Here is a 21082-nt window from a genome sequence, read left to right on the forward strand (position 1 = left end):
GAAGAGCTCTGCGCTCCGTGCCAGGCCGCCCACCAGGTCCACGTCTCGCTGATGCCGGAAGGCGAGGGCCCGCGTGAATGCGTCCATCTAGGCAGTGTGGACCTCCGGGCGGCGCGGCGTCCAGCATTTCCGGCAAGTGGGGAGGGGCTACAGTTCCTGGTCCGCAGGCACCCTTCCGATGCTCCATGCGGAGACCTTCCGGAGGTCAACCCTGGTGGCCTGCAGGTGCACGTGCTCTCCACCCGAGAGCAGCAGCGGCGCAAGGAAGTGGATGTACCGGTCCTGGGTTTTCGGCTGCGCGTTCGCGTCCGTGTCCGCCGCTGCCCTGTGCCGTTGTTCGTCCATTGCCGACTGCAGCGCATCGAGGGCGTCAGCTATTGCGGGACTGCCGGGGCGGATTTGGTCATGCTGCCGCCTTGCCCACGCCTGTTCGGACACGACCGATCCGGAAATGACGGTGCCGTCCGCCACCACGGTGAGCTCGATGGTTGCGTCCGGGTCACCCTTGGATATGGGGGCCAGCAGCAGCGCCAGGCGGGGATCGACGTCGTACCAGGACTGGGCGGCGAACCGTTCATGGTGCGCCCTGAACTTCTCCTGGTGCTCCGCGTGCACCCGGGTGACTGTATCGTGGGCTGAATCGTTCGCCATGGCTGGTCCCTTCTGCGCGGTGAAGTCCCTTCCTACGAGCTTAGGAGCCATCCGGGTGTCACGCACAGCACGCTTCCAGCCCACACTGGCCTACTTCTGACGGCGAGAAACCTGAAAACCGGGTCCGCTGACGGCGAGTGCGGCCGGAAAGATCCTGATCGCCGCCGAGCCCGAGGAGGAGCTTGAACAGATTGTGGCTGCCGCCGTCGCGGCAGGGCATGAAGACCGGGCCTTCACGCTGGAGGCGCTGCGCTCACGCCTGCCCGAGCCGGGAGCTCCTTATGCCTATTCCGCGGATGAGCGCGCCACCGGCGTGATGTCCGTGGCAGTGGCTGTCCCGAACCGGGGCGGCAAGCCCAGCGAGTCCATTTCGCTCACCAGCCCCATGGAGGCGGCGACCGAAGACTCGCTTAAGGCGGGAGTCCCGGAGTTGAAGCGCGCCGCGGGCAGGCTTTCGGAGCTCCTCGAAGGCTCGGTCTACTAGTGTGATGCCGCGGCGGCGCTTGGATTGGGGGAGCGGCTGCGGCATGAAACTTAACAATGCGGCGACCGATTACCGTGGCGTCCCGGGTCCATCCGATAATCAACTTCGGATCCGGGCACCATTCCCGCCCTCCCTCTTGCACTATCGCGTCCCACGGTGGCGTGGACGCTCCCATAAATACTTCAGGACGTTTCTTCATGGACGGATCAAGCTTCGTAGCCCTCTTCCTGGCCGGGAAAGACGACACAGCAACCAGTGCACTTCCGCACGCCCCAAAACAGGTACGGGCCCGCAAGCCGCAGCTGTCCAGGTGGGACCTCCGGCGGGGACGTCTGGCCAGCATGCTTCACCGCCTCGCCTGGGCCATCGAACCGGACGCCCGCGGCCTGAACTGACCGCACCAAGTTTGGGGCCCTGCACCAGCTGGCCTAGCTTTCCTGGGGCGCGGGGCCACTGCTCTCGCGGACAACCAGTTCCGTGGCAAGTTCGACACTCCGCGGGCGTGGGTCGGTGCCTCGAGCCATGTCGAGGACCATCTTGACGGCAGTCTCTGCCATCTCGTTGAGTGGCTGGTGGATGGTGGTCAGGGACGGGGCCACCCAGGCCGCGAGGGGGAGGTTGTCGTATCCGACGACGGAGAGGTCTCCCGGGACTTCGATATTGAGTTCCCTCGCCGCCCGCAGAACCCCGAGCGCCTGCATGTCCGAGCCGGCGAAGATGGCCGTAGGCCTGTCCGCCCGGGTGAGGAGGGCGCTGCCGTGTTCAAATCCCCCGGCCACCGAGAAGTCACTCCACCGGATGGCGTCCGCGAACACGGGAACGCCGGCCTCGGCATGTGCTGCCCTGTAGCCGCCCACCCGGGCGCGCGAGCACAACACGTCTTCCGGTCCGGAAATGATGGCAATCCGGCGGTGTCCCAGGGACAGTAGGTGCCGCGTGGCAGAGAGTCCGCCGTACCAGTTGTTTGACCCCACAGCCGGTACATCACTGGGGGGTTCGCCATCCGTATCCAGGACCACATAACGGATGCCTCGGGTGTCGAGTTGGCGCCGCTGTTCGGGTGTGAGGGCTGAAAGAACCAGGATCACGCCAAGCGGGCGCCGTGCGAGGACCTCCTCCATCCAGCGCGGCTGGGGGCTGTGCTGTCCGCCGAGGTCGGACAGCACCACTCCAAGCCCATGCCGCCCGGCGGCATTCTCCACGCCGCGAATGATTTCGATAGACCAGGCGGAATCGAGTTCATGAAAAACAAGATCCACGAGCGGAGCCGACGGAGTTCCGGTCTGGCTGGCATGACGCTGGTAGTTGTGCTCCTGAAGTGCCTTTTCGATCTTCAGCCTTGTTGCCGGAGCGACGTCCGAGCGCCCGTTCAAAACCTTGGAGACAGAAGGGGCGGAGACCCCAATTTTCGCGGCAATCTCGGTGATTGTGGGTCCACCCTTTGCGCCCCTTCTTCGCGGTCCCTCGGGTGGCATGACTGGAGTCCTCGTCGTCCTGATTTTCGAAAACCTCTCACCGGAAACCGTAGCAGCGTCTGGGGCTGGAATGGCGTCATTTCGTGCGATCAGGGGCTTACTTGAAAAAACCCTTGACATGGTTAGCGCTAACAATCACTATTTTACCAAGCGTTTCGCAATAGTTTTCGAAAACTCTACGACTCCCGGCGACACGCTGTTTCGTCGCCCGCAGAGCTTCACCATGCGGACGACAAAGGGCAGGAGGCGTCGCAGGAAACGCACTTCTCTCGCAGCAACTGCGGCTCGATGCCGCTGACAACGGTGTCTTTGCACCGCGAAAGGAACGGCAACACATGACCAGGAAAAAAGCCCTGCTCGCAGCAGGAATGACAGCGGCACTCGCTGCCACGCTTGTCGGCTGTACCGGTAATAACAGTGGCGGCGGGGGCGGCGCCGGAGCGAGCAAAACCAACTGCACCAACGAGATCAAGGTGCAGGACGTCCCGGTTGTGACCTACTGGGGCTGGTTCGAGGACACCGCACAGACGGTGGATAACTTCAACGAAAGCCATGACGACGTACAAATCTGCTGGACGAACGCTGGCCAGGGTGCTGATGCATACACCAAGCTCTCCACGTCGCTGCAGTCCAAATCGGGTGCCCCTGACATCGTCCAGGTTGAGTACGACTGGCTGAACAGCTTCCTGATCCAGGGCGGCCTGGTCAATATGGCCGAGCATGGCATCGAGGAGTACAAAGACAACTTCACCGAGGGGGCGTGGCGCGACGTCTCCAGCGGCGACGGCGTTTACGCTGTGCCGGTCGACCTGGGGCCGGTGGGCATGTGGTACCGGCAGGACATCTTCGACAAGCACGGCATCAAGATTCCTACGACCTGGGAGGAGTACGCAGCCGCGGCCGAGCAGCTCAGCAAGGCGACCGGTGGCGAGACCCTGATCGGCAACTTCGCGCCCAACGGCCAGGGCCAGCACTACGCGCTCCTTGACCAGGCGGGTGCCGCACCTTTCGAATTCGACAACGGAAATCCCACCGAAATCAGCATCAACCACAACGACGAAGCCAGCAAGAAGGTTTACGAGTACTGGCTCAACCTGGTTGATAAGGGCCTCGTGGGCACTGACCAGGCGTGGACCCCCGAGTTCAACACGGGCCTGGGCGGCGGCCGTTATGCAACCGCCATCTACCCCGCCTGGTACAGCATCCACATTTCCGCGTTCCAGGACGGCGACCCTGCCGCCGTGTGGCGTGCGGCTCCGATCCCCCAGTGGGACGCAGCCAATCCCAAGCAGGTCAACTGGGGCGGCAGCACGCTGGCTGTAACGACCCAGGCTGACGATGCGGCACTGGCCACGAAGGTGGCGGCTGAACTTTACGCCCCCGAAGAGAACAAAAAGCTGGGGGTCGAGGTAGGCGGGCTCTTCCTGGCCTACCCCGAGATGATCGAGTCCGAGTACTTCCAGGAACGTCCCTACGAATTTTACGGTGGCCAGAAGCTCAACAAGGACGTCTTCGGCAAAGCTGCCCTTGAGTACAAAGGCGTGACGTTCTCGCCGTTCTCGCAGTACTACTACGACGAGTCGCAGCGCCTGCTTTCCGAGGCGATTGCTGGCAACGTTTCGGCTTCCGAGGCCGCGGACCAGCTTCAGAAATCGCTTGAAACCTACGCCACTGAACAGGGCTTCACCCTGAAATGAGTCGGGCCTGTGCGGGCGGGCAGACCCCGCCCGCACAGCCGTCCTGCCAATTTGCGTCCCAAGGAAGTGACACATGTCCACCACCTCCCCTCAACTACAACAGACGGCCAGGCCCCCAATTGCTACCAGGCGGGGAGTCACACTGGAGCGAAAACACGCGCGGTTCGGGTGGGTGTTCCTTGCCCCGTTCGCCATCGTGTTCCTGGTGTTCCTCGTCCTGCCCCTCGTCTACGCGTTCTGGATGAGCTTGCACACCAACACCCTCGCCGCAGGAGAGAAGTTCGCGGGCCTGGCGAACTACATCGCGGCGTTCAATGACCAGCGCTTCCTCTCCGGGATGGCACGGGTCGGGGCATTCGCCCTTGTTTTCGTGCCACTGCAGATCGGGCTGGCACTCCTCTTTGCGTTGATTCTCGACGAGGTCAAGACCCGCTTGTCACGCTTTTCCAGGCTTCTCATCTTCGCGCCGTATGCCATTCCGGGAGTAATCGGTGCCCTCATGTGGGGCTTCCTGTACAGCCCGTCGTTCGGTCCGTTGGTGTCATTCTTTGATTTCCTGAACGTGCAGGCGCCGGATTTGCTAAGCCGGGATTCGATCTTCTGGTCCCTGACCAACATCGTCACGTGGCAGTGGACGGGCTACTACATGGTGATCATCTACGCATCGCTGCAGTCGATCGACTCCTCGATTTACGAGGCGGCACGGATTGATGGCGCCTCCAAGCTGCAGACCGCCCTGCAAATAAAGGTTCCGATTATCGCGTCATCGCTCGTGCTGACAATAGTGTTCGCGCTGATCGGGACGCTGCAATTCTTTACCGAGCCGCAGGTTCTCGCCCCCCTCGCCGGCAACGCGATCGACGCGGCGTACACCCCGAACCTGTATGCCTACAACCTGGCGTTCTCGTATCAGCAGTTCAACTATGCGTCGGCCATCTCCTTCGCGCTTGGGCTCCTGGTCTTCCTCGCCTCCATCGTTTTCCTTATCGCCACACGCAAAAAGAGCGGACTCCGCTGATGACTACTTCACTCGTACGGCTCCTCGACAAGTCCACCCCCGCCGCCGGCCCACGGAAGAAAGACGGGAACCCCGCCAAAGGGCGCAGCAAGTCGGTCGGCCTGCACATCCTCCTCGTTGCCGTATCGCTCTATTTCCTTCTTCCCCTGTGGTGGCTGATTGTTGCGGGAACCAAGAGCACCCAAGGGCTGTTCGCCGGGACGGGAGGACCCCTGTGGTTCGACCGGAACTTTGCATTGTTCGACAACATCGCCCAACTGGCCACCTACAACAACGGCATCTACCTGCGCTGGCTCGGGAACTCGTTCCTGTATGCGATTGCCGGAGGAGTCGGTGCCACGGTCCTTGCCGTCCTGGCCGGTTATGCCTTCGCAAAATACCGTTTCCGGGGCCGCGGCGTCTCCTTCATGATCCTCCTGGCATCGGTGATGGTCCCGGCAACGGCGCTCGTCATCCCGACCTACGTCCTGTTCAACAACCTCGGCCTCACCAACACGATCTGGGCAGTGATCCTCCCGTCCCTGCTGAGCCCGTTCGGCGTTTACCTCATGCGCGTCTATGTCCAGGACGCAATCCCGGACGAGCTCCTTGATGCTGCGCGGGTGGACGGCTCGGGGGAATTCAGGACATTTGCCACGATCGCTTTGCCGTTGATGCGCCCGGCCGTGGTGACTGTACTGCTGCTTTCGGTGGTTGGCGGGTGGAACAACTACTTCCTGCCGCTCGCGATGATTTCGGACCCCACATTGCTTCCCGTCACCGTTGGACTTAACGCCTGGCAGGTTCAGTCGAACTCCGCCACCGCCAACAGCCTTATTTGGAACCTGGTCACAAGCGGTTCGCTGATCTCCGTGATACCACTCATCATCGCCTTCCTCATGCTGCAGAAGTACTGGCAGGGCGGGCTGTCGGTCGGCAGCCTGAAGTAGCAGCAGGATCCAACGTCCCGGCACCAACCAGGCAAGGAGCAGCATGACCACCACCGCCCGCGTCAACGTCGATCCCAACTTCGTGGTGGGGCCGGTGAACCGACGGCTTTTCGGGTCCTTTATCGAGCACATGGGACGGGCCGTGTACACCGGCATCTACGAACCGGACCACCCCACGGCGGATGAAGAAGGCTTCCGCCAGGACGTCATCGAGTTGGTCAGGGAAATGGGCGTCACCGGTATCCGGTACCCAGGGGGCAATTTCGTGTCAGGGTTCCACTGGCGCGACGGCATCGGGCCCAAGGACCAGCGTCCCCGGCGGCTGAGCCTGGCGTGGCGGGCTACGGAGACGAACCAGGTGGGGCTGCACGAGTTTGCCTCCTGGGTGGAGAAGGTGGGCGGCGAGCTCATGTACGCGGTTAATCTTGGCACCGCGGACACGAGGGAAAGCCTTGAAGTGCTGGAGTACTCGAACATCCCCAAGGGCTCCACCCTGGCTGAGGAGCGGATCGCGAACGGCCGCAGCAGGCCCTTCGGCATCACCATGTGGTACCTGGGCAACGAGATGGACGGCCCATGGCAGCTGGGACATTCGCCGGCTGACGACTACGCCAAGAAAGCGTCCCGCACCGCCAAAGCACTCCGGCAGCTGGACCCCCGGGTGGAACTCGTGGCATCGGGGTCCTCCCACCCGACGATGCCGACCTTCCCGCACTGGGACCGCGTCGTGCTCGAGCACGCATACGAGGACGTGGACTACATCTCCTGCCACGGCTACTACGAGGAGAAGAACGGCGACCTTGGCTCCTTCCTGGCCGCGCCGGTCAAGATGGACCGGTACCTCGACGCCGTAATCGCGACTGCCGACTACGTGAAAGCGGCCAGGCGCAGCGAAAAGACACTCAACATCTCCTTCGACGAATGGAACGTCTGGTACCTGGGCGACAATCTCCGGCGTTTTCCGCGTCAGGCGGACCGCTTTTATCGGACTGATGAGATCGAGGGGAACGACTGGCCGGAGGCGCCTCGGCTCGCCGAAGATGTCTACTCAGTCGCGGATGCCGTGGTGGTTGGTGGCCTGCTCATTTCACTGCTTCGGCATGCAGACCGCGTCACTTCAGCCTCGATGTCAATGCTCGTGAATGTCATTGCACCAATCACCACTGAGCCTGGCGGTCCCGCCTGGCGGCAGACCACCTACTATCCCTTTGCAGTCACGTCGAGGCTCGCTGTTGGTGTCGCCTTGGACGTCCGGGTGGAAAGCAGCCAATACGACACCGACGACCTCGGCAGCGTGCCGCTGGTCGATGCCTGTGCGACGCACGACGCCGGGAAAGGACGCGCCGCGGTATTCCTCGTCAACCGTTCGCTCACTGACGCCGTCACGGTGACCGTGAACCTGGCAGCGCTCGGAGAGCTGTCGCTGCTTGAATGCCAGATGATTTCCGATCCGGACGTGTATGCGAAAAACACGAGAGACGCCCCGGACAGGGTATCGCTCCAGCCGAACCCGACGGCGCGGGTGGAGCACGGCATCCTCACGGTGACACTGCCGCCTGTCTCCTGGACGGCGGTAGCACTGGGCTGATTTGCCGGATACGCTCTCCGAGAACCGGCGGAGAATCCCGCCACCCCCTCGGCATGAACCCCGGCACGCGGACGTAAACTGACCTTCGCATCACGTCCCGTGGGGCAGGAAGTCGGGGAGCCGCCATGCTCTGGAAGCTGCTTGTTGAATACGTCCGGCCGCACCGGAAGCCACTCGCCGCCGTCGTGGTTTTCCAGCTGGCGCAGTCCATCGCCTCGCTGTACCTGCCCACGCTGAACGCGGACATCATCGACCATGGCGTGGCCACCGGGGACATCGGCTACATCCTCGGCCTGGGCGGCGTGATGCTGGGGATCACCCTGCTGCAGATCGTCTGCGCGGTCATCGCCGTGTACTTCGCGGCGAAGGCGGCCATGGGCGTGGGCCGGGACCTGCGCGGTGCGATCTTCACCAGGGTGGGGGAGTTCTCCGAGCAGGAGGTCACCCGGTTCGGCGCACCAAGCCTCATCACAAGGTCCACCAACGACGTGCAGCAAGTCCAGCAGCTGGTGCTGATGTCCGCCACCATGCTGGTCACCGCACCCATGCTCAGCATCGGCGGGGTGATCATGGCGGTCCGGCAGGACGCGCAGCTGTCCTGGCTGATCGCCGTCGCCGTCCCGGTGCTGCTGGTGGCCGTCGGCCTGATCACCTGGCGGATGGTCCCGCTGTTCCGGAAGATGCAGAAGCGGATCGACACCGTCAACCGGGTCCTGCGCGAGCAGCTCACCGGCATCCGGGTGGTCCGCGCGTTCATCCGGGAGGACATCGAAACGGAGCGGTTTGCCCGCGCCAACGAGGACGTCACGGACACCGCCCTGCGCGCCGGCCGGCTGATGGCGCTCGCGTTTCCGGCGGTGATGCTGGTGCTGAACGTTTCCAGCGTGGCGGTGATCTGGTTCGGGGCGTTCCGGATCGAGGACGGGTCCATGCAGGTGGGCACGCTCATCGCGTTCCTGAGCTACCTGCTGCAGATCCTGATGTCCGTCATGATGGCCACGTTCATGGCGGTGATGATCCCGCGCGCCGCGGTCTCGGCGGACCGGATCGGGGAGGTGCTGCGGACGGAGCCGAGCGTCCGGCCACCTGCCAGGCCGGTGGGTACGACCGCGGCGCAGGACGGCCGCAGCCGCGGCGAGTTGGAGATGCGCGACGTCGGATTCGCCTACCCGGGTGCCAACCAGCCCGTCCTCTCCGGCATCAGCTTCACCGCCAGGGCGGGGCAGACGACGGCGATCATCGGCAGCACCGGCGCGGGCAAGACCACCCTGGTGAACCTGATGCCCCGGCTGTTCGACGCCACCTCCGGCTCCGTCCGAATGGACGGCGTGGACGTTCGTGAGCTGCACCCGGACCTGTTGTGGGGGCACATCGGACTGGTGCCGCAGCGGCCCTACCTGTTCAGCGGCACCGTGCGGAGCAACCTGCTCTACGGCAAGCCGGACGCCACGGAGGACGAGCTATGGGATGCGCTGCGGATTGGCCAGGCCCGCGACTTCGTGGAGCAGATGGAGGGCGGCCTGGACGCGCCCATCAGCCAGGGCGGCACCAACGTCTCCGGCGGGCAGCGGCAGCGGCTCGCCATCGCCCGGGCGCTGGTGAAGCGGCCCGAGCTGTACATCTTCGACGACTCGTTCTCATCCCTCGACACCGGCACCGACGCCCGGCTCCGGCAGGCACTCAAGCGCAGCACCGCGGGTGCCACACTGGTGGTCATCGCCCAGCGTGTGTCCAGCATCGTGGACGCGGACCAGATCCTGGTGCTCGACGACGGCAGGATCGTGGGGCGCGGAACGCACAGCCAGTTGCTGGAGACGTCGGAGACGTACCTTGAGATTGTGTCGTCCCAGCTCGCGGCGGAGGAGACGGTATGAGCCCGGAAGGCACTCCCGCTTCCGGTACCAAAGCCGCGCCCGCCGCCCCAACGGCAGGCGCCGCCGTCGTACGCATCCCGCGTCCGGCAGGCGGTCCGGGGCGCGGCGGGCCGTTCGCGGGGATGAACGTGCCGGCGGAGAAGGCGATGAATTTCTGGCCGTCCGCCAAACGGCTGATTGGGACGCTGCAGCCTGAGCGGGCGTGGCTGCTGCTGGTGTTCGCGACGGCGGTGACCGGGGTGGCGCTCTCGGTGATCGGGCCGCGGCTGCTGGGGGAGGGCACCAACCTGATCTTCGCCGGGGTGGTGTCGCGGGAACTGCAGGCCGGGGCGACCAAGGAGCAGGTGATCGCACAGCTGCGGGCGTCCGGAGAGGGGCAGCGGGCGGACATGCTCAGCGCCATGGACCTGGTGCCGGGGCAGGGGATCGACTTCGCCGCGCTGGGGACTGTGCTGACGTGGGCGCTGGTGCTGTATGTGCTGTCGTCGGCGTTTATGTGGGTGCAGGCGTATGTGCTGAACGGGGTGGTGCAGCGGACCGTGTTCGGGCTGCGGGAGGAGATCGAGGCGAAGATCCACCGGCTGCCGCTGCGGTACTTCGACTCGATCCAGCGCGGCGAGCTGCTGAGCCGGGTCACCAACGACGTGGACAACATCTCGCAGAGCTTGCAGCAGACCATCAGCCAGGCGGTCACGTCCGTGCTGACCGTGGTGGGTGTGCTGGTGATGATGGTGGTCCTTTCGCCCACGCTGGCGCTGATCGCGCTGGTGACCATCCCGCTGACGCTGGTGCTGACGGCGCTGATCGCCAAGCGCTCGCAGAAGCTGTTTGTGGCGCAGTGGAAGAACACCGGCGAGCTGAACGGGCAGATTGAGGAGACATACACCGGGCATGCGCTGGTGAAGGTGTTCGGCCGGCAGCAGGAGGTGGGGGACCGGTTCCGGCAGAAGAACGCGGAGCTGTATGAGGCGAGCTTCGGGGCGCAGTTCATTTCCGGGCTGATCATGCCGGCCATGACATTCATCGGGAACCTGGTGTACGTGGGGATCGCCGTGGTGGGCGGTCTGCAGGTGGCGTCCGGGGCCATGCAGCTGGGCGACGTGCAGGCCTTCATCCAGTATTCGCGTCAGTTCACCATGCCGCTGGCGCAGCTGGGGTCGATGGCGAACGTGCTGCAGTCCGGGGTGGCGTCCGCCGAGCGGGTGTTCTCGTTGTTGGATGAGGACGAGGAGTCTGCTGAGCCTGCTGCTTCTGCTGGTCCTGTTTTCGGGCGGGGGCGGCTGGTGTTCGAGGACGTCTCCTTCTCTTATTCGGCGGACAAGCCGCTGATCTCCTCGCTGTCCCTTGTGGCGGAGCCGGGGCAGACGGTGGCTATCGTGGGGCCCACCGGTGCCGGGAAGACCACCTTGGTGAATCTGATAATGCGGTTTTACGAGATCGAGTCGGGGCGGATAACGCTCGACGGCGTGGATGTCACCACGGTGCCGCGGCGGGAGCTGCGCTCGCGGATGGGGATGGTGCTGCAGGATACCTGGCTGTTCGGTGGGACCATCCGGGACAACATCGCGTACGGGCGGCCCGAGGCTACCGAGGCCGAGATCCTGGAGGCTGCCCGTGCGACGTACGTCGACCGGTTCGTGCGGTCACTGCCGGACGGGTACGACACGGTGCTTGATGATGAGGGAACCAACGTATCCGCGGGGGAGAAGCAGTTACTGACGATTGCCCGGGCGTTCCTGGCGCGGCCTTCGGTTTTGATCCTCGATGAGGCAACGTCTTCGGTGGACACCCGGACAGAGGTGCTGGTGCAGAAGGCCATGAGCGCGCTGCGTTCCGACCGGACTTCCTTCGTGATCGCGCACCGCCTGTCCACGATCCGCGACGCCGACCTCATCCTGGTGATGGAGGCCGGCCAGATCGTCGAGCAGGGCACGCACGCGACGTTGCTGGCCGCGGGAGGGGCGTATGCGCGGCTGTATGAGGCGCAGTTTGCTGCGCCGGCGGCGGAGGTTTAGGGGCCCTGGCAACAGACGCCCCGGGTACCGTGAAAATGTGAGCTCCCGGGCCCTGCCTCAGTACGGTCAAGTGGAGGTCCTCGATCGTCAGTAGCCCTGGTACTTACCATCGAGGACCTCGCCGCTGTACCCGCTCACCTACCCTGAGTGGTGCTTTCACTAGACACCGGCAAGGCACTCTGCCCTCCGCATTTCGAGAGGGTTCCTTAGCGCTGCTGCTCGGCCATCCATGTCCACAGGTCTACACCTTGGTGCGACGGGTCGTTGCGGGCGGCATAGATCCACGACCAGTGCCCGGGATACCTGTTCCCGTCCCACGTGACGTTCTCGTACAGGCTCATGATCGACCCGGGGATCAGTTCGTGGGCATGCACGGTGTTAGCCTGCGGGTCAATGGTTGTGTCGTCGGCAGCGGTGATCAGCCAAGTGGGGGTCTCGATCGCGGCAAGCTGTTCGTCGGACACCATTGGGGCGATGGAATTGAACGGGACGACGACTGGGCAGATTGGCACCGCGGACGCAAAAGCACCCGGGTTCTCAACGATCATCTTTAGGGTCATATAGCCGCCATTGCTGCAGCCCACCACGTGGATGCGGTCGCGGTCCACCGGGTGTGCCGCGCATACCTCCTCAATAACTTCTGAAATAAGGGGTGCGTATGCGGGTCCGTCCGCCAACCAGTATGCGGGGCATTGCGGGGCGACCACGTATGCGCCGCCGAAGAGATCCTGCGCCTCGTCTGTGATGAACCCGAGGGCCCCGCGGTTGGCGCGGAGAGTGGTTTCGTTGTCGTAGTAGTTGTATCCGCCGGTCAGGAGGCCGCCTTCGCCGCCGCCATGCAGCCACACAATGAGCGGACGGCTCTGGGAGCGACCCCGCTCGGGAGGGGTGAACAGGCGATATTTGGTGCCGGAAGCTGCCACATGATGGCTGAATGCATCCACTTCGGGGTCCTGGAGGGGGCCCTGGGTAAACGACGTGATCTGAGGTGCACCCTTTCCGTGCCGCGGGAGCGGCTGGACCTGCGTGATTGTGTATTCGAGGTCAAGCATCACGTTGCGGCCTGCGCTGCCGATGTAACCAAGGGTGGCGCCTCCCAAGACACCCACGCTGTGCTCGAGCTCAAGGACGATCTGACCGCGGCTGTCAGCCCGCGCCGCCGTGACGGTCCGGTTCACGTCGTACGCCACAGTGCCAGTGAGCGGATTGGTTCCGCGAGCATGGACGGTAAAAGCCGAGGTGGGCAGATCGCCCTCCTTCAGACCGCCCTGTCGGGAGGCGTCGATCGTCACCGAGGTGACTTGCTCTCCTCCGTTGAGGACAGTGGCGTAAAGAGTGAAGGGCACGGAGCCAGGGGAGGGGCTGTGACCTCCAGCTTCCGCGAAAGCAGCGGTGGGAGCGAGGCTGGTGACGATGACGGCGGTGCCGGCGGTGAGGAACGTGCGGCGGGACACAGGGGTGGTCAATGGGAACTCCTTTGTTCAAACACGGCATTGTGGCTCTGTGTCGGCAATTCGAAGACTGCGCGCCCCAATGATTCTCGGAGTGACGAGAGTAACACCACATTGTTTATTGAGTAAACAAAGTCGGTCATAAACTTGTTTATTTTCTGTCGATGACGCGACAACCTGGCGAGGACGGGCGCCTTCCTCCGGGATCGTTACGGCGCTCGTCGCGCTCGAGCCGATCGGCGTCCACGCCATCGGACTGGATCACGCCACCGGCCAGGACATGATGAGCGGGAAAGAAGCCCGCCGGGACGAGGCCTGTTTCGAGCGCAGTTCATTTCCGGGCTGATCATGCCGGCCATGACGTTCATCGGGAACCTCGTGTAGACGTCACCACAGTGCCGCGGCGCGAGCTGCGCTCGCGATTGGGGATGGTGCTGCAGGATACATGGCTGTCGGCCGGACCATCCGGGACAACATCGCGTACGGGCGGCCTTCCGCGACCGAAGCCGAGATTCTCGAGGCCGCGCGGGCGACGTACGTGGACCGGTTCGTGCGGTCACTGCCCAACGGGTACGACACCGTGTTGGACGACGAGGGCTCCAACGTGTCCGCCGGGGAGGAACAATTGCTGACGATTGCCCGGGCGTTCCTGGTCCGGCCGTCCGTGCTAATACTCGACGAGGCGACGTCCTCCGTGGATACCCGAACCAGGGTGCTGGTGCAGAAGGCCATGAGTGCGCTGCGGTCCGACCGCCCCTCCTTCGTGATCGCGCACCGCCTGTCCACGATCCGAGACGCCGACCTCATGCTGGTGATGGAGGCCGGCAGGATCGTGGAGCAGGGCAGGCACGCTTCGCTGCTGACCGCCGGCGGGGCCTACGCCCGGCTGTACGAGGCCCAGTTCGCGGCGCCTGCGGCGGAGGGCTAGCGGCACATTCGATTGTGTAGCGCGGGCACACCTGACGACGCCCGCTTCAGACTGTTGCACAGGGAGCTGGAACCAGCCTGAATGGGACCTGTTTGAAGCCCTGGCAGGAAAAGAGAACGCCACGAGTGTGTCGCTGGTGTTCGCCGTGCTCGCTCCCGGATCCGCCGCAGCCTCTGAACAACAGCGTCGAACTGACTTTGTTGAAAGTCGCCATTTTTCGAAAGTGTCTAATTCCAGCGGAATGCCCGAAGGTCGGGGACGTGTGCCAGACCTCCCGCCAGTCGTCCCCTACGTTTGGGCAGAATCACGACAACTAGGCAGACATATCTCTTAGCCCAGTGGTGCTGACGTATCCCCAAATTGCGTGGTCGAGAGTCCTTTTGGCTACACCCAGCTTGTCAGCGGCCTCCTTGACGAGCAACCCTGCCTCTTTTGACGACACCTGACGCAGCAGCGCGCGGCCGACAAATGCCGTGATCCAAGTGTCTGCCTTCACCCCGTCATGGTTAAGAAGCATCGTCAAGTACTCCCAGGTGACTGGACCTAGGCCTGAAACGCTGGTGTAAAGCTTCCTGTGCGAATCGTTATGCGGATTTAGGTGTTCAGGTTCAGTGATGCCAACGGATGTGAAATTTTTAGCAGCCTCCACGATGGCAAGCACCTTGGTCTTCCCCGCATGTACCTTCTGACGGTTGAGAACCTTTTCCAAAGCAACCGGGTCCTGGCTCGCCAAATGACTCATTTTCGCTACGGGAGCCACATGTTCGACATGCTTTTGATACCGCAACACTGTGCCGCGCGCACCCGTCCAAGTGCCATCACTGCGCTCCCGGCCATACCGGAAACGGATAGACATGACAGCATCTATCAGGGCTAGATCGAGACGATTGGGATATCCGCCAGGCCATTCTTTCCACGGCGTCGGTATTGCTGCGATTGCGACGAGTAGCCGGTCGAGGTCGCTTGCGTGCCCGCTCATAGGTAACTCTTTACGGTTGCTCGCAGCGCCTCCGTGTGCTCGTAGATCTCCTCGAGCGAGTTGATGGGGACCCGAGTCTCTTCTTTACTGTCATTGAAGATGCCGATGTACTTCTGCATCCGGTTGAAGTGCAGGCGGGCGATTGGCTTGCGATTGTTGTCATCCAGAAGGACGGCAAAATACGACTTGGCATCCCGCTGGGCCACACGCGCGGGCTTAACTTCGCTGCATACGATCGCGCGCACGATCTGGTAGCCCTCGATCTCTTCAAGCGTCGTCTCCAACTCATCGGCTTCGGCAAGATCCGCTTCGGCGACTGGAGCGCTGGTGACAGCCGCCGTCGGTACGGACGTTTCCTCTGTCTGCGGGAAACCGGGGTTACCGAGAGCCTTCTTCAGTCGCTCGTTGACCTGGTCATTAAGAAATTGCTTAGTCGCTTTGGAGACTAACGCGGTGAACTGCTCGCGCACCTTTTGCGTATACGGACCTGAGTAAACCCTGGCCGTTAGGAACTTGACCCATTCATCTTCAGGTTCCTTGAACTGGGCCGCCAGCGTTCGCTTCAATTCGCCAATGTATTTCAGCTCGCCGGCCGCGCTGATGATTGAATCGAGGTCGAAGACGTCCTTGGACAGCTTCTGCAGTTCGGGGATAAGCGACTGGTCGATGTCGTTCAGGTCCAACACCAGGAAGGGCTTTGCATCCATCCGGTTTGGAGCGTCGAGGTCCGTGAAGAACTGGTACACCTCGCCGTTTGTCAGAATTGCGATGCGAGCGTTGGTGACAGCGAAGTAGCGGAAGAGCTGGGATGCATGCTCAATCTTCACGGGTTCCGTTGATTTTTTGCACTCGATCAACATTTGCACCTCGCCGTCTTTGACGATGGCGTAGTCGATTTTTTCGCCCTTTTTGAGCCCAACGTCGGCGATAAATTCCGGCACCACTTCCATTGGATTGAATACGTCGTAGCCGAGAATCGTTGAGATGAACGGCATCACGAACGCGTTCTTGGTCGCCTCTTCTGTTTGGATAACATCCCGCTGCTGACGCACCTTCGCTGCCAAAGCTGAGAGCTTTTCTGCGAACTCCATTTGTCCCCCTACAAGACCGCTGATGCTGCACGACGGAGTGCAGCATCAATTCACGCTGATGAAGCAACAAAATACATGCAATCGCCTTGATTGGCACTCAAATGAATCGCCTGCCACGTTGTGTCGCCCTGCCCGGCTTCTTCCAGTTCACTCCTCAGCAACCAAGAAGCCCTCGACCGTTTTCCTGCACCAAGCAGTCTTTTTCACGCCCCCTTCCGTCCGGCACACCCCCGCTCGGCGGACATCCCCCTGTACCAGGAGTACTTCGTGTTCGTGAAAAACACCCTTGCCGCCGTCGCCGTCCTCGCTTTCCTGGCGGGAACTGCAGTGGCGCCGGCCCAGGCCGAGGCGTCCAAGCCAGCTCCCGTCGTCGTCGGCCAGCCGCTGGGCCAGGCTCACGCGCACAACGACTACGAGCATGACCGCCCGCTGTTCGACGCGCTCGAGCACGGCTTCACCAGCGTCGAGGCGGACGTGTGGCTGGTGGACGGCGAACTGCTGGTGGCCCACGACCTGGAGGACGTGCAGCCCGGCGTCACACTCGAAAGCCTCTACCTCGACCCGCTGCAGGACCTGGTCCGTAGCCAGCAGGGCCACGGCGTCTACCCGCACTGGGGCGGCAGCCTGCAGCTCCTGATCGACATCAAGAGCGAAGGCGAGGCAACCTACGCTGTTATCGAGCAGGAACTGGCCGAGCACCGCGACATCATGAGCCGCTACACTAACGGCGCCGTCAAGACCGGCCCGGTCACCGCCGTCATCAGCGGCAACCGCCCGCTGGCCACCATGCAGGCCCAGGACAAGCGCTTCAGCTTCTATGACGGCCGCTTTGCCGACCTCGCCACCGGCAAGCCCTCGGACCTCATGCCGCTGGTCAGCGACAACTGGACCCGGCTCTTCACCTGGCAGGGCGTCGGCCCCATGCCCGAGGTTGAGCGCGCCAAGCTGCACGCCTACGTGGCTACGGCGCACGCCAACGGCTACCGCGTCCGCTTCTGGGCCACCCCGGACCAGCCCGGCACCGCCCGCGACGCCCTCTGGACCGAGCTCGCCAACGCCGGCGTTGACCACATCAACACCGACGACCTCGCCGGCCTGCAGCAGTTCCTCGCCGCCCACATCGCCTGAGCCGCCGTAGCGTGATGAAGGGCAGTGCCGCCCTGGCAGGTGCCCCTGCACCAAAGCACAGCGTACGACGGCGGGTGCGCGCCCGCAGTCGTGATGTTTCCCAGGTGCACCCTCCCTAGCGGTCCCGGCTCTGACGGCGACCTGCACCTCCGCACCCGCGCAGGACAAAATGTCACACCCTCCTGCCATGCTTTTCGTATGGAAGCTGGTGTGGTCGTCGACGTGGAAGGCAGGGCCGTCATGTCCTCCGCCGTGGCGGCAATGGCTGCCCTGGTTGATGAACTTTCCAGTGTTCTTGACTGCCCATTAGCCGCGGCAGACCCGACCAGCCCTCGGCCTGCTGCCCGTGCCGTCACAGGTGCCGGCAATGATCCCCTGCGGGAGTCCATTGCCGCTTACCTGGACGGGCTGAAGGTTGTGACGCGGCTTGAGGCGGTGACGGCGGCGGCGAAGGTGCGGTTGGTAGCTGCCTATGCGGAGGCCGCAGCTGCGGTGGAAGGACCGCCGGCCAGCGCGTATGAAGCTTCTGCGCAGGAAATGACCGTGGTGGCAGAAGTCGCGTGCGTACTCACCATCGGTGAACGCGCTGCATCTGCCCTGTTGGGAGAAGCCCACGCGCTGACCACGTCATTGCCGGCGGCACTGGACGCGCTTCAGGCCGGTACGATCAGCTGGCAGCACGCCCGCGTCCTGGTCGAGGAAAGCACCAGCCTCACCCCTGCGGCAGCCTCTGCCCTGGAGGCGCACTTCCTTGACCCAAACGCGCCCAACCCCGCCCGAGGTACTCCAGCGGGCGAGCTGGTGCCCTACCGGTTGCGGCGCAAAGTCAGGACCTGGCGTGAACGCCATCATCCCGAGTCCATTGAGAAACGCCACGCGAAAAGCATGGCAGACCGCCGTATGGAGTACAGCCCGGACCGGGACGGAATGGCCTGGATCTCGTTTTATCTTCCCGGGGACACTGCCTGTGCCGTGTGGAACAGAACAAGGGCACTCGCCCGCGGCCTTCAGGGTCCGTCTGAACCCCGCAACCTCGCCCAGTTGTGTGCCGACATTGGCGCGGGGCTGTTGCTTGGCAGTATGGAGCAGGACATTGGAAAGGTGCCCTCGCCCAAAGTTGACGTGATTGTCACGGTGCCGGTTTTCTCCCTTCTCGGCCTCACCGACGAGCCCGCTGATGTCGATGGGCTTGGGCCTGTCCCGCCCTCAGTGGCGCGCAAGCTCGTTGCCAACGGTGCCGGCTCGTTCTACCGGGTCCTGGTCGACCCCCGGGACGGGGCGCCGCTGGAAATTGGACGCACCAGCTACCGGCTCCCCGAATCGCTGAAGAGGTGGCTCAGGATGCGGGACGGCAGGTGCACCTTCCCGGGCTGCAGCAACCACAGTCTGGACAATGAGGCGGACCACCTCACGGCCTGGCAGCACGGGGGGACCACCGGGATCAGCAACCTTGGACAGGTGTGCCCGAAGCACCACCGCCTTAAACACCGGTCCGCCTGGACTCCGACGCCTGCAACGAAAGACGAGCCACCAGGCTGGATTTCACCGACAGGCCGGTACTACCGAGCCGAACACCCTGACCGCGAACCGCCCCACATGCCGCAGGATTACCCGACAGAGGCCGCCAGCCCCCTTGAGGAAGTCATCCTGGCGCTCCTTGCCGCCTGACACTCAGTGTTGCCGGTGCCGCTGGGCTGCCTTCCCCCCGCACGCGGTCCGCCGAGCTGATTGACGGCGTCGCATACGCGGGTTGTCTCGATCCCGAAACCGAAACCCGTCGTGCCTGCTAATGCCGGGTGAAGACGCGTTCTGTTCACCGTCCCGCAACCGCTGTGCCTCGGCCCGTTCTTGATCAGCAGGAAGTCTCGTAAGGCGTTCCAGCACGCCCTGCAGCAGTCCCCGCCTGATACTCAGTAGAAACAGGACCTTCCCCATGCCTTCAAAGACACTAAAGACGACGACGGCGGCCGCCGTCCTGGTGCTCGGCCTCCTTGCCGCGCAGCCCGCCACCGCCGCGGAGAACACTGGCGACGCCTTCACCTTCGGCGTCATCGGCGACATCCCTTACGGCGAGGCCGAGATCGCCAAGTTCCCCGCCCGCATCCAGGACATCAACGCGGACAGTGCGCTGAAGTTCGTCACCCACGTGGGCGACATCAAGAACGGCTCCTCGGTCTGCTCCGACGAGTACTTCGCCGACATCCGCGCCGACTTCGATACCTTCACCCATCCGCTGGTCTTCACCCCCGGCGACAACGAGTGGGTGGACTGCCACCGGACCAACAACGGCGCCTACAACCCGCTGGAACGGCTGGACAAGCTGCGCGAGGTCTTCTTCAACGAACCCGGCAAGGCCCTCGGCGCCACCATGCCGGTCAAAACGCAGGAGGAGCTCGGCCTCCCCGAGAATGTCCGCTTCACCCAGAACCGGGTGGCCTTCTCCGTGCTGAACATCCAGGGCAGCAACAACTCCCTCCAGCCCTGGACAGGTCTCGGCGAAACTGCCGCCACGCCGGAGCAGTTGGCTGAGGTGGAGCACCGGACGGGCGCCGTCCTGGCCCAGATCCGCGAGACTTTTGACGACGCCGAACGCCGCAACGACCGCGCCGTGGTCCTGATGACCCAGGCCGACATGTTCGACCCCTCGCTGCTCAATGCGGCCGCCGCCAACCCGGAGATCATGTCCGGCTTCCGGGAGATCGTGCAGGCCATCGTCGAGGAGACCAACAGCTTTGGCTCCCCGGTCTACCTCATCAACGGCGACAGCCACGTCTTCGCCGAGAACCAGCCTCTCGCCGAAGGCTCGCCCTGGCTGGACATCTACGGCCAGCCCGCCGCGGACGATCTGCAGCGCGTCACCGTGGACGGTTCCGCCAACGCCACTAACTACGTCCGGTTTACCGTGGCCGGCAACAGCGCCGACGGCACGGACGTGCTGAGCTGGGAAAAGGTCCCCTTCAGCTCGTAATCATCAAAGAAAAGCGGGCTACGGCGGGCGCCCACCCGGTGTCGTCTGCTCCGGAAATCCGCGGTCTGGACACAGTCCGCTGCCGGATTTATCGTGCAAAGGTGGCGGCTGCCTGACTGGCAGGATGGCAAGCCCTGCCGGTTAGCTGTTGCGGCCGTCCGCTCTAAGGAGGCAGCAGATGGAACACGTTGAAGAGACGGTTGAAGTCGCAGTCCCGGTGCGGACCGCGTACAACCAGTGGACCCAGTTCGAATCCTTTCCGCAGTTCATGTCCGGAGTGGAATCCGTAACCCAGCTGACGGACACCACCAACCACTGGGTCACCAAAGTGGGTGGCGTTCAGAGGGAGTTCGATACCGAAATCGTCCACCAGGAGCCTGACGACCGGATTGCCTGGCGCAGCACCGACGGCAAGTCGCATGCCGGCATCGTCAGGTTTACGCCGGTGGATGCCAATCACACGAAGGTCAGAGTCCACTTCGAGTGGGCCCCGGAAACCGTCACCGAAAAGGCCGGTGCGGCCCTGAGTATCGACGAGATGCAGGTCAAGGCGGACATGCGGAAGTTCAAGGACTTCATCGAGTCCCGTGGAGCCGAAACTGGCGGCTGGCGGGGCGAAGTCAAGGACAGCGGCCCCACCGGGCAGCTCTAGAAGTCCCAGCGGGTTCACTAGCGGGGTCCAACCAACAGGAAGCGGACGACGGCGGGTGCCCACCCGCCGTCGTCCGCTTACGTTTTTCATCTTCCGCACACAAGGCTCCCCCTCTTGCCTGCACGTTTCTGCAGGTTCAGCATTAGAGCACCTC

The 21082-nt window shown here is 63.4% G+C and carries 18 protein-coding genes and 1 pseudogene; 14 read left to right on the plus strand and 5 right to left on the minus strand.

Annotated elements, in window-relative coordinates:
• Positions 1 to 147: 147 nt before the first annotated feature.
• Positions 148 to 651: a hypothetical protein gene (locus FDW83_RS11945; RefSeq protein ID WP_138138308.1), complete on the minus strand. Its 504-nt coding sequence runs from the start codon at positions 649 to 651 to the stop codon at positions 148 to 150.
• Between the two features lie 127 nt (positions 652 to 778).
• Here FDW83_RS11945 and FDW83_RS11950 point away from each other — a divergent pair, with 127 nt between their 5' ends.
• Together FDW83_RS11950 and FDW83_RS11955 are read left to right on the plus strand one after the other, a co-directional pair.
• Positions 779 to 1135, plus strand: a complete 357-nt coding sequence (locus FDW83_RS11950; protein WP_138138309.1) for an IclR family transcriptional regulator C-terminal domain-containing protein — start codon at positions 779 to 781, stop codon at positions 1133 to 1135.
• A 197-nt stretch (positions 1136 to 1332) separates the two neighbouring features.
• Positions 1333 to 1530, plus strand: a complete 198-nt coding sequence (locus tag FDW83_RS11955) for a hypothetical protein (protein WP_138138310.1) — start codon at positions 1333 to 1335, stop codon at positions 1528 to 1530.
• A 33-nt stretch (positions 1531 to 1563) separates the two neighbouring features.
• Here the strand turns inward: FDW83_RS11955 and FDW83_RS11960 are convergent, their stop codons facing one another.
• Positions 1564 to 2610, minus strand: coding sequence for a LacI family DNA-binding transcriptional regulator (locus FDW83_RS11960; protein ID WP_138138311.1), 1047 nt, complete (start codon positions 2608 to 2610; stop codon positions 1564 to 1566).
• Positions 2611 to 2945: 335 nt separating this feature from the next.
• Here FDW83_RS11960 and FDW83_RS11965 point away from each other — a divergent pair, with 335 nt between their 5' ends.
• The 6 genes from FDW83_RS11965 (at position 2946) to FDW83_RS11990 (ending at position 11731) form a co-directional block, all read left to right on the plus strand.
• A complete protein-coding gene (locus FDW83_RS11965) occupies positions 2946 to 4307 on the plus strand; it encodes an ABC transporter substrate-binding protein (RefSeq protein ID WP_138138312.1) in 1362 nt (453 codons plus the stop codon).
• Between the two features lie 73 nt (positions 4308 to 4380).
• Positions 4381 to 5325, plus strand: coding sequence for a carbohydrate ABC transporter permease (locus tag FDW83_RS11970; RefSeq protein WP_138138313.1), 945 nt, complete (start codon positions 4381 to 4383; stop codon positions 5323 to 5325).
• Positions 5325 to 6254 (plus strand): carbohydrate ABC transporter permease, encoded by a 930-nt coding sequence (locus FDW83_RS11975; RefSeq protein ID WP_138138314.1) that lies wholly within the window; start codon positions 5325 to 5327, stop codon positions 6252 to 6254. The genes FDW83_RS11970 and FDW83_RS11975 overlap by 1 nt, the downstream gene beginning before the upstream one ends.
• Positions 6255 to 6297: 43 nt before the next feature.
• The gene (locus FDW83_RS11980) at positions 6298 to 7842 is read left to right on the plus strand and encodes an alpha-N-arabinofuranosidase (protein ID WP_138138315.1); all 1545 of its coding nucleotides are present in this window, start codon (positions 6298 to 6300) and stop codon (positions 7840 to 7842) included.
• Between the two features lie 125 nt (positions 7843 to 7967).
• Entirely contained in the window at positions 7968 to 9716 is a 1749-nt protein-coding gene (locus FDW83_RS11985) for an ABC transporter ATP-binding protein (protein ID WP_138138316.1), read from the plus strand.
• Positions 9713 to 11731: an ABC transporter ATP-binding protein gene (locus FDW83_RS11990; protein WP_138138317.1), complete on the plus strand. Its 2019-nt coding sequence runs from the start codon at positions 9713 to 9715 to the stop codon at positions 11729 to 11731. Before FDW83_RS11985 ends, FDW83_RS11990 begins: the two co-directional genes overlap by 4 nt.
• Positions 11732 to 11937: 206 nt before the next feature.
• Here FDW83_RS11990 and FDW83_RS11995 read toward each other — a convergent pair whose 3' ends face one another.
• Positions 11938 to 13197, minus strand: a complete 1260-nt coding sequence (locus FDW83_RS11995; RefSeq protein ID WP_138138318.1) for a prolyl oligopeptidase family serine peptidase — start codon at positions 13195 to 13197, stop codon at positions 11938 to 11940.
• 365 nt (positions 13198 to 13562) lie between these two features.
• Between FDW83_RS11995 and FDW83_RS12000 the strand changes: the two are divergent.
• Positions 13563 to 14110, plus strand: a pseudogene (locus FDW83_RS12000) (ATP-binding cassette domain-containing protein); the annotation flags it as partial.
• Between the two features lie 313 nt (positions 14111 to 14423).
• Here the strand turns inward: FDW83_RS12000 and FDW83_RS12005 are convergent.
• Both FDW83_RS12005 and FDW83_RS12010 read right to left on the minus strand, forming a co-directional pair.
• A complete protein-coding gene (locus FDW83_RS12005; protein WP_138138319.1) occupies positions 14424 to 15089 on the minus strand; it encodes a hypothetical protein in 666 nt (221 codons plus the stop codon).
• The gene (locus FDW83_RS12010) at positions 15086 to 16180 is read right to left on the minus strand and encodes a type I restriction endonuclease (protein ID WP_138138320.1); all 1095 of its coding nucleotides are present in this window, start codon (positions 16178 to 16180) and stop codon (positions 15086 to 15088) included. Before FDW83_RS12010 ends, FDW83_RS12005 begins: the two co-directional genes overlap by 4 nt.
• Before the next feature lie 267 nt (positions 16181 to 16447).
• On the opposite strand from FDW83_RS12010, the gene FDW83_RS12015 reads away from it, so the two are divergent.
• The 5 genes from FDW83_RS12015 (at position 16448) to FDW83_RS12035 (ending at position 20928) form a co-directional block, all read left to right on the plus strand.
• Positions 16448 to 17308, plus strand: a complete 861-nt coding sequence (locus FDW83_RS12015) for a phosphatidylinositol-specific phospholipase C/glycerophosphodiester phosphodiesterase family protein (protein ID WP_138138321.1) — start codon at positions 16448 to 16450, stop codon at positions 17306 to 17308.
• 14 nt (positions 17309 to 17322) lie between these two features.
• Positions 17323 to 17427, plus strand: coding sequence for a hypothetical protein (locus FDW83_RS19775; RefSeq protein WP_370281250.1), 105 nt, complete (start codon positions 17323 to 17325; stop codon positions 17425 to 17427).
• 79 nt (positions 17428 to 17506) lie between these two features.
• Entirely contained in the window at positions 17507 to 18976 is a 1470-nt protein-coding gene (locus tag FDW83_RS12025; protein ID WP_138138322.1) for an HNH endonuclease signature motif containing protein, read from the plus strand.
• Positions 18977 to 19241: 265 nt separating this feature from the next.
• Positions 19242 to 20276 (plus strand): metallophosphoesterase, encoded by a 1035-nt coding sequence (locus tag FDW83_RS12030; RefSeq protein WP_138138323.1) that lies wholly within the window; start codon positions 19242 to 19244, stop codon positions 20274 to 20276.
• Positions 20277 to 20454: 178 nt separating this feature from the next.
• A complete protein-coding gene (locus FDW83_RS12035) occupies positions 20455 to 20928 on the plus strand; it encodes an SRPBCC family protein (RefSeq protein ID WP_138138324.1) in 474 nt (157 codons plus the stop codon).
• Positions 20929 to 21082: the final 154 nt, after the last annotated feature.

Source organism: Pseudarthrobacter sp. NamE2, assembly GCF_005796205.1.
Classification (GTDB): Bacteria; Actinomycetota; Actinomycetes; order Actinomycetales; family Micrococcaceae; genus Arthrobacter.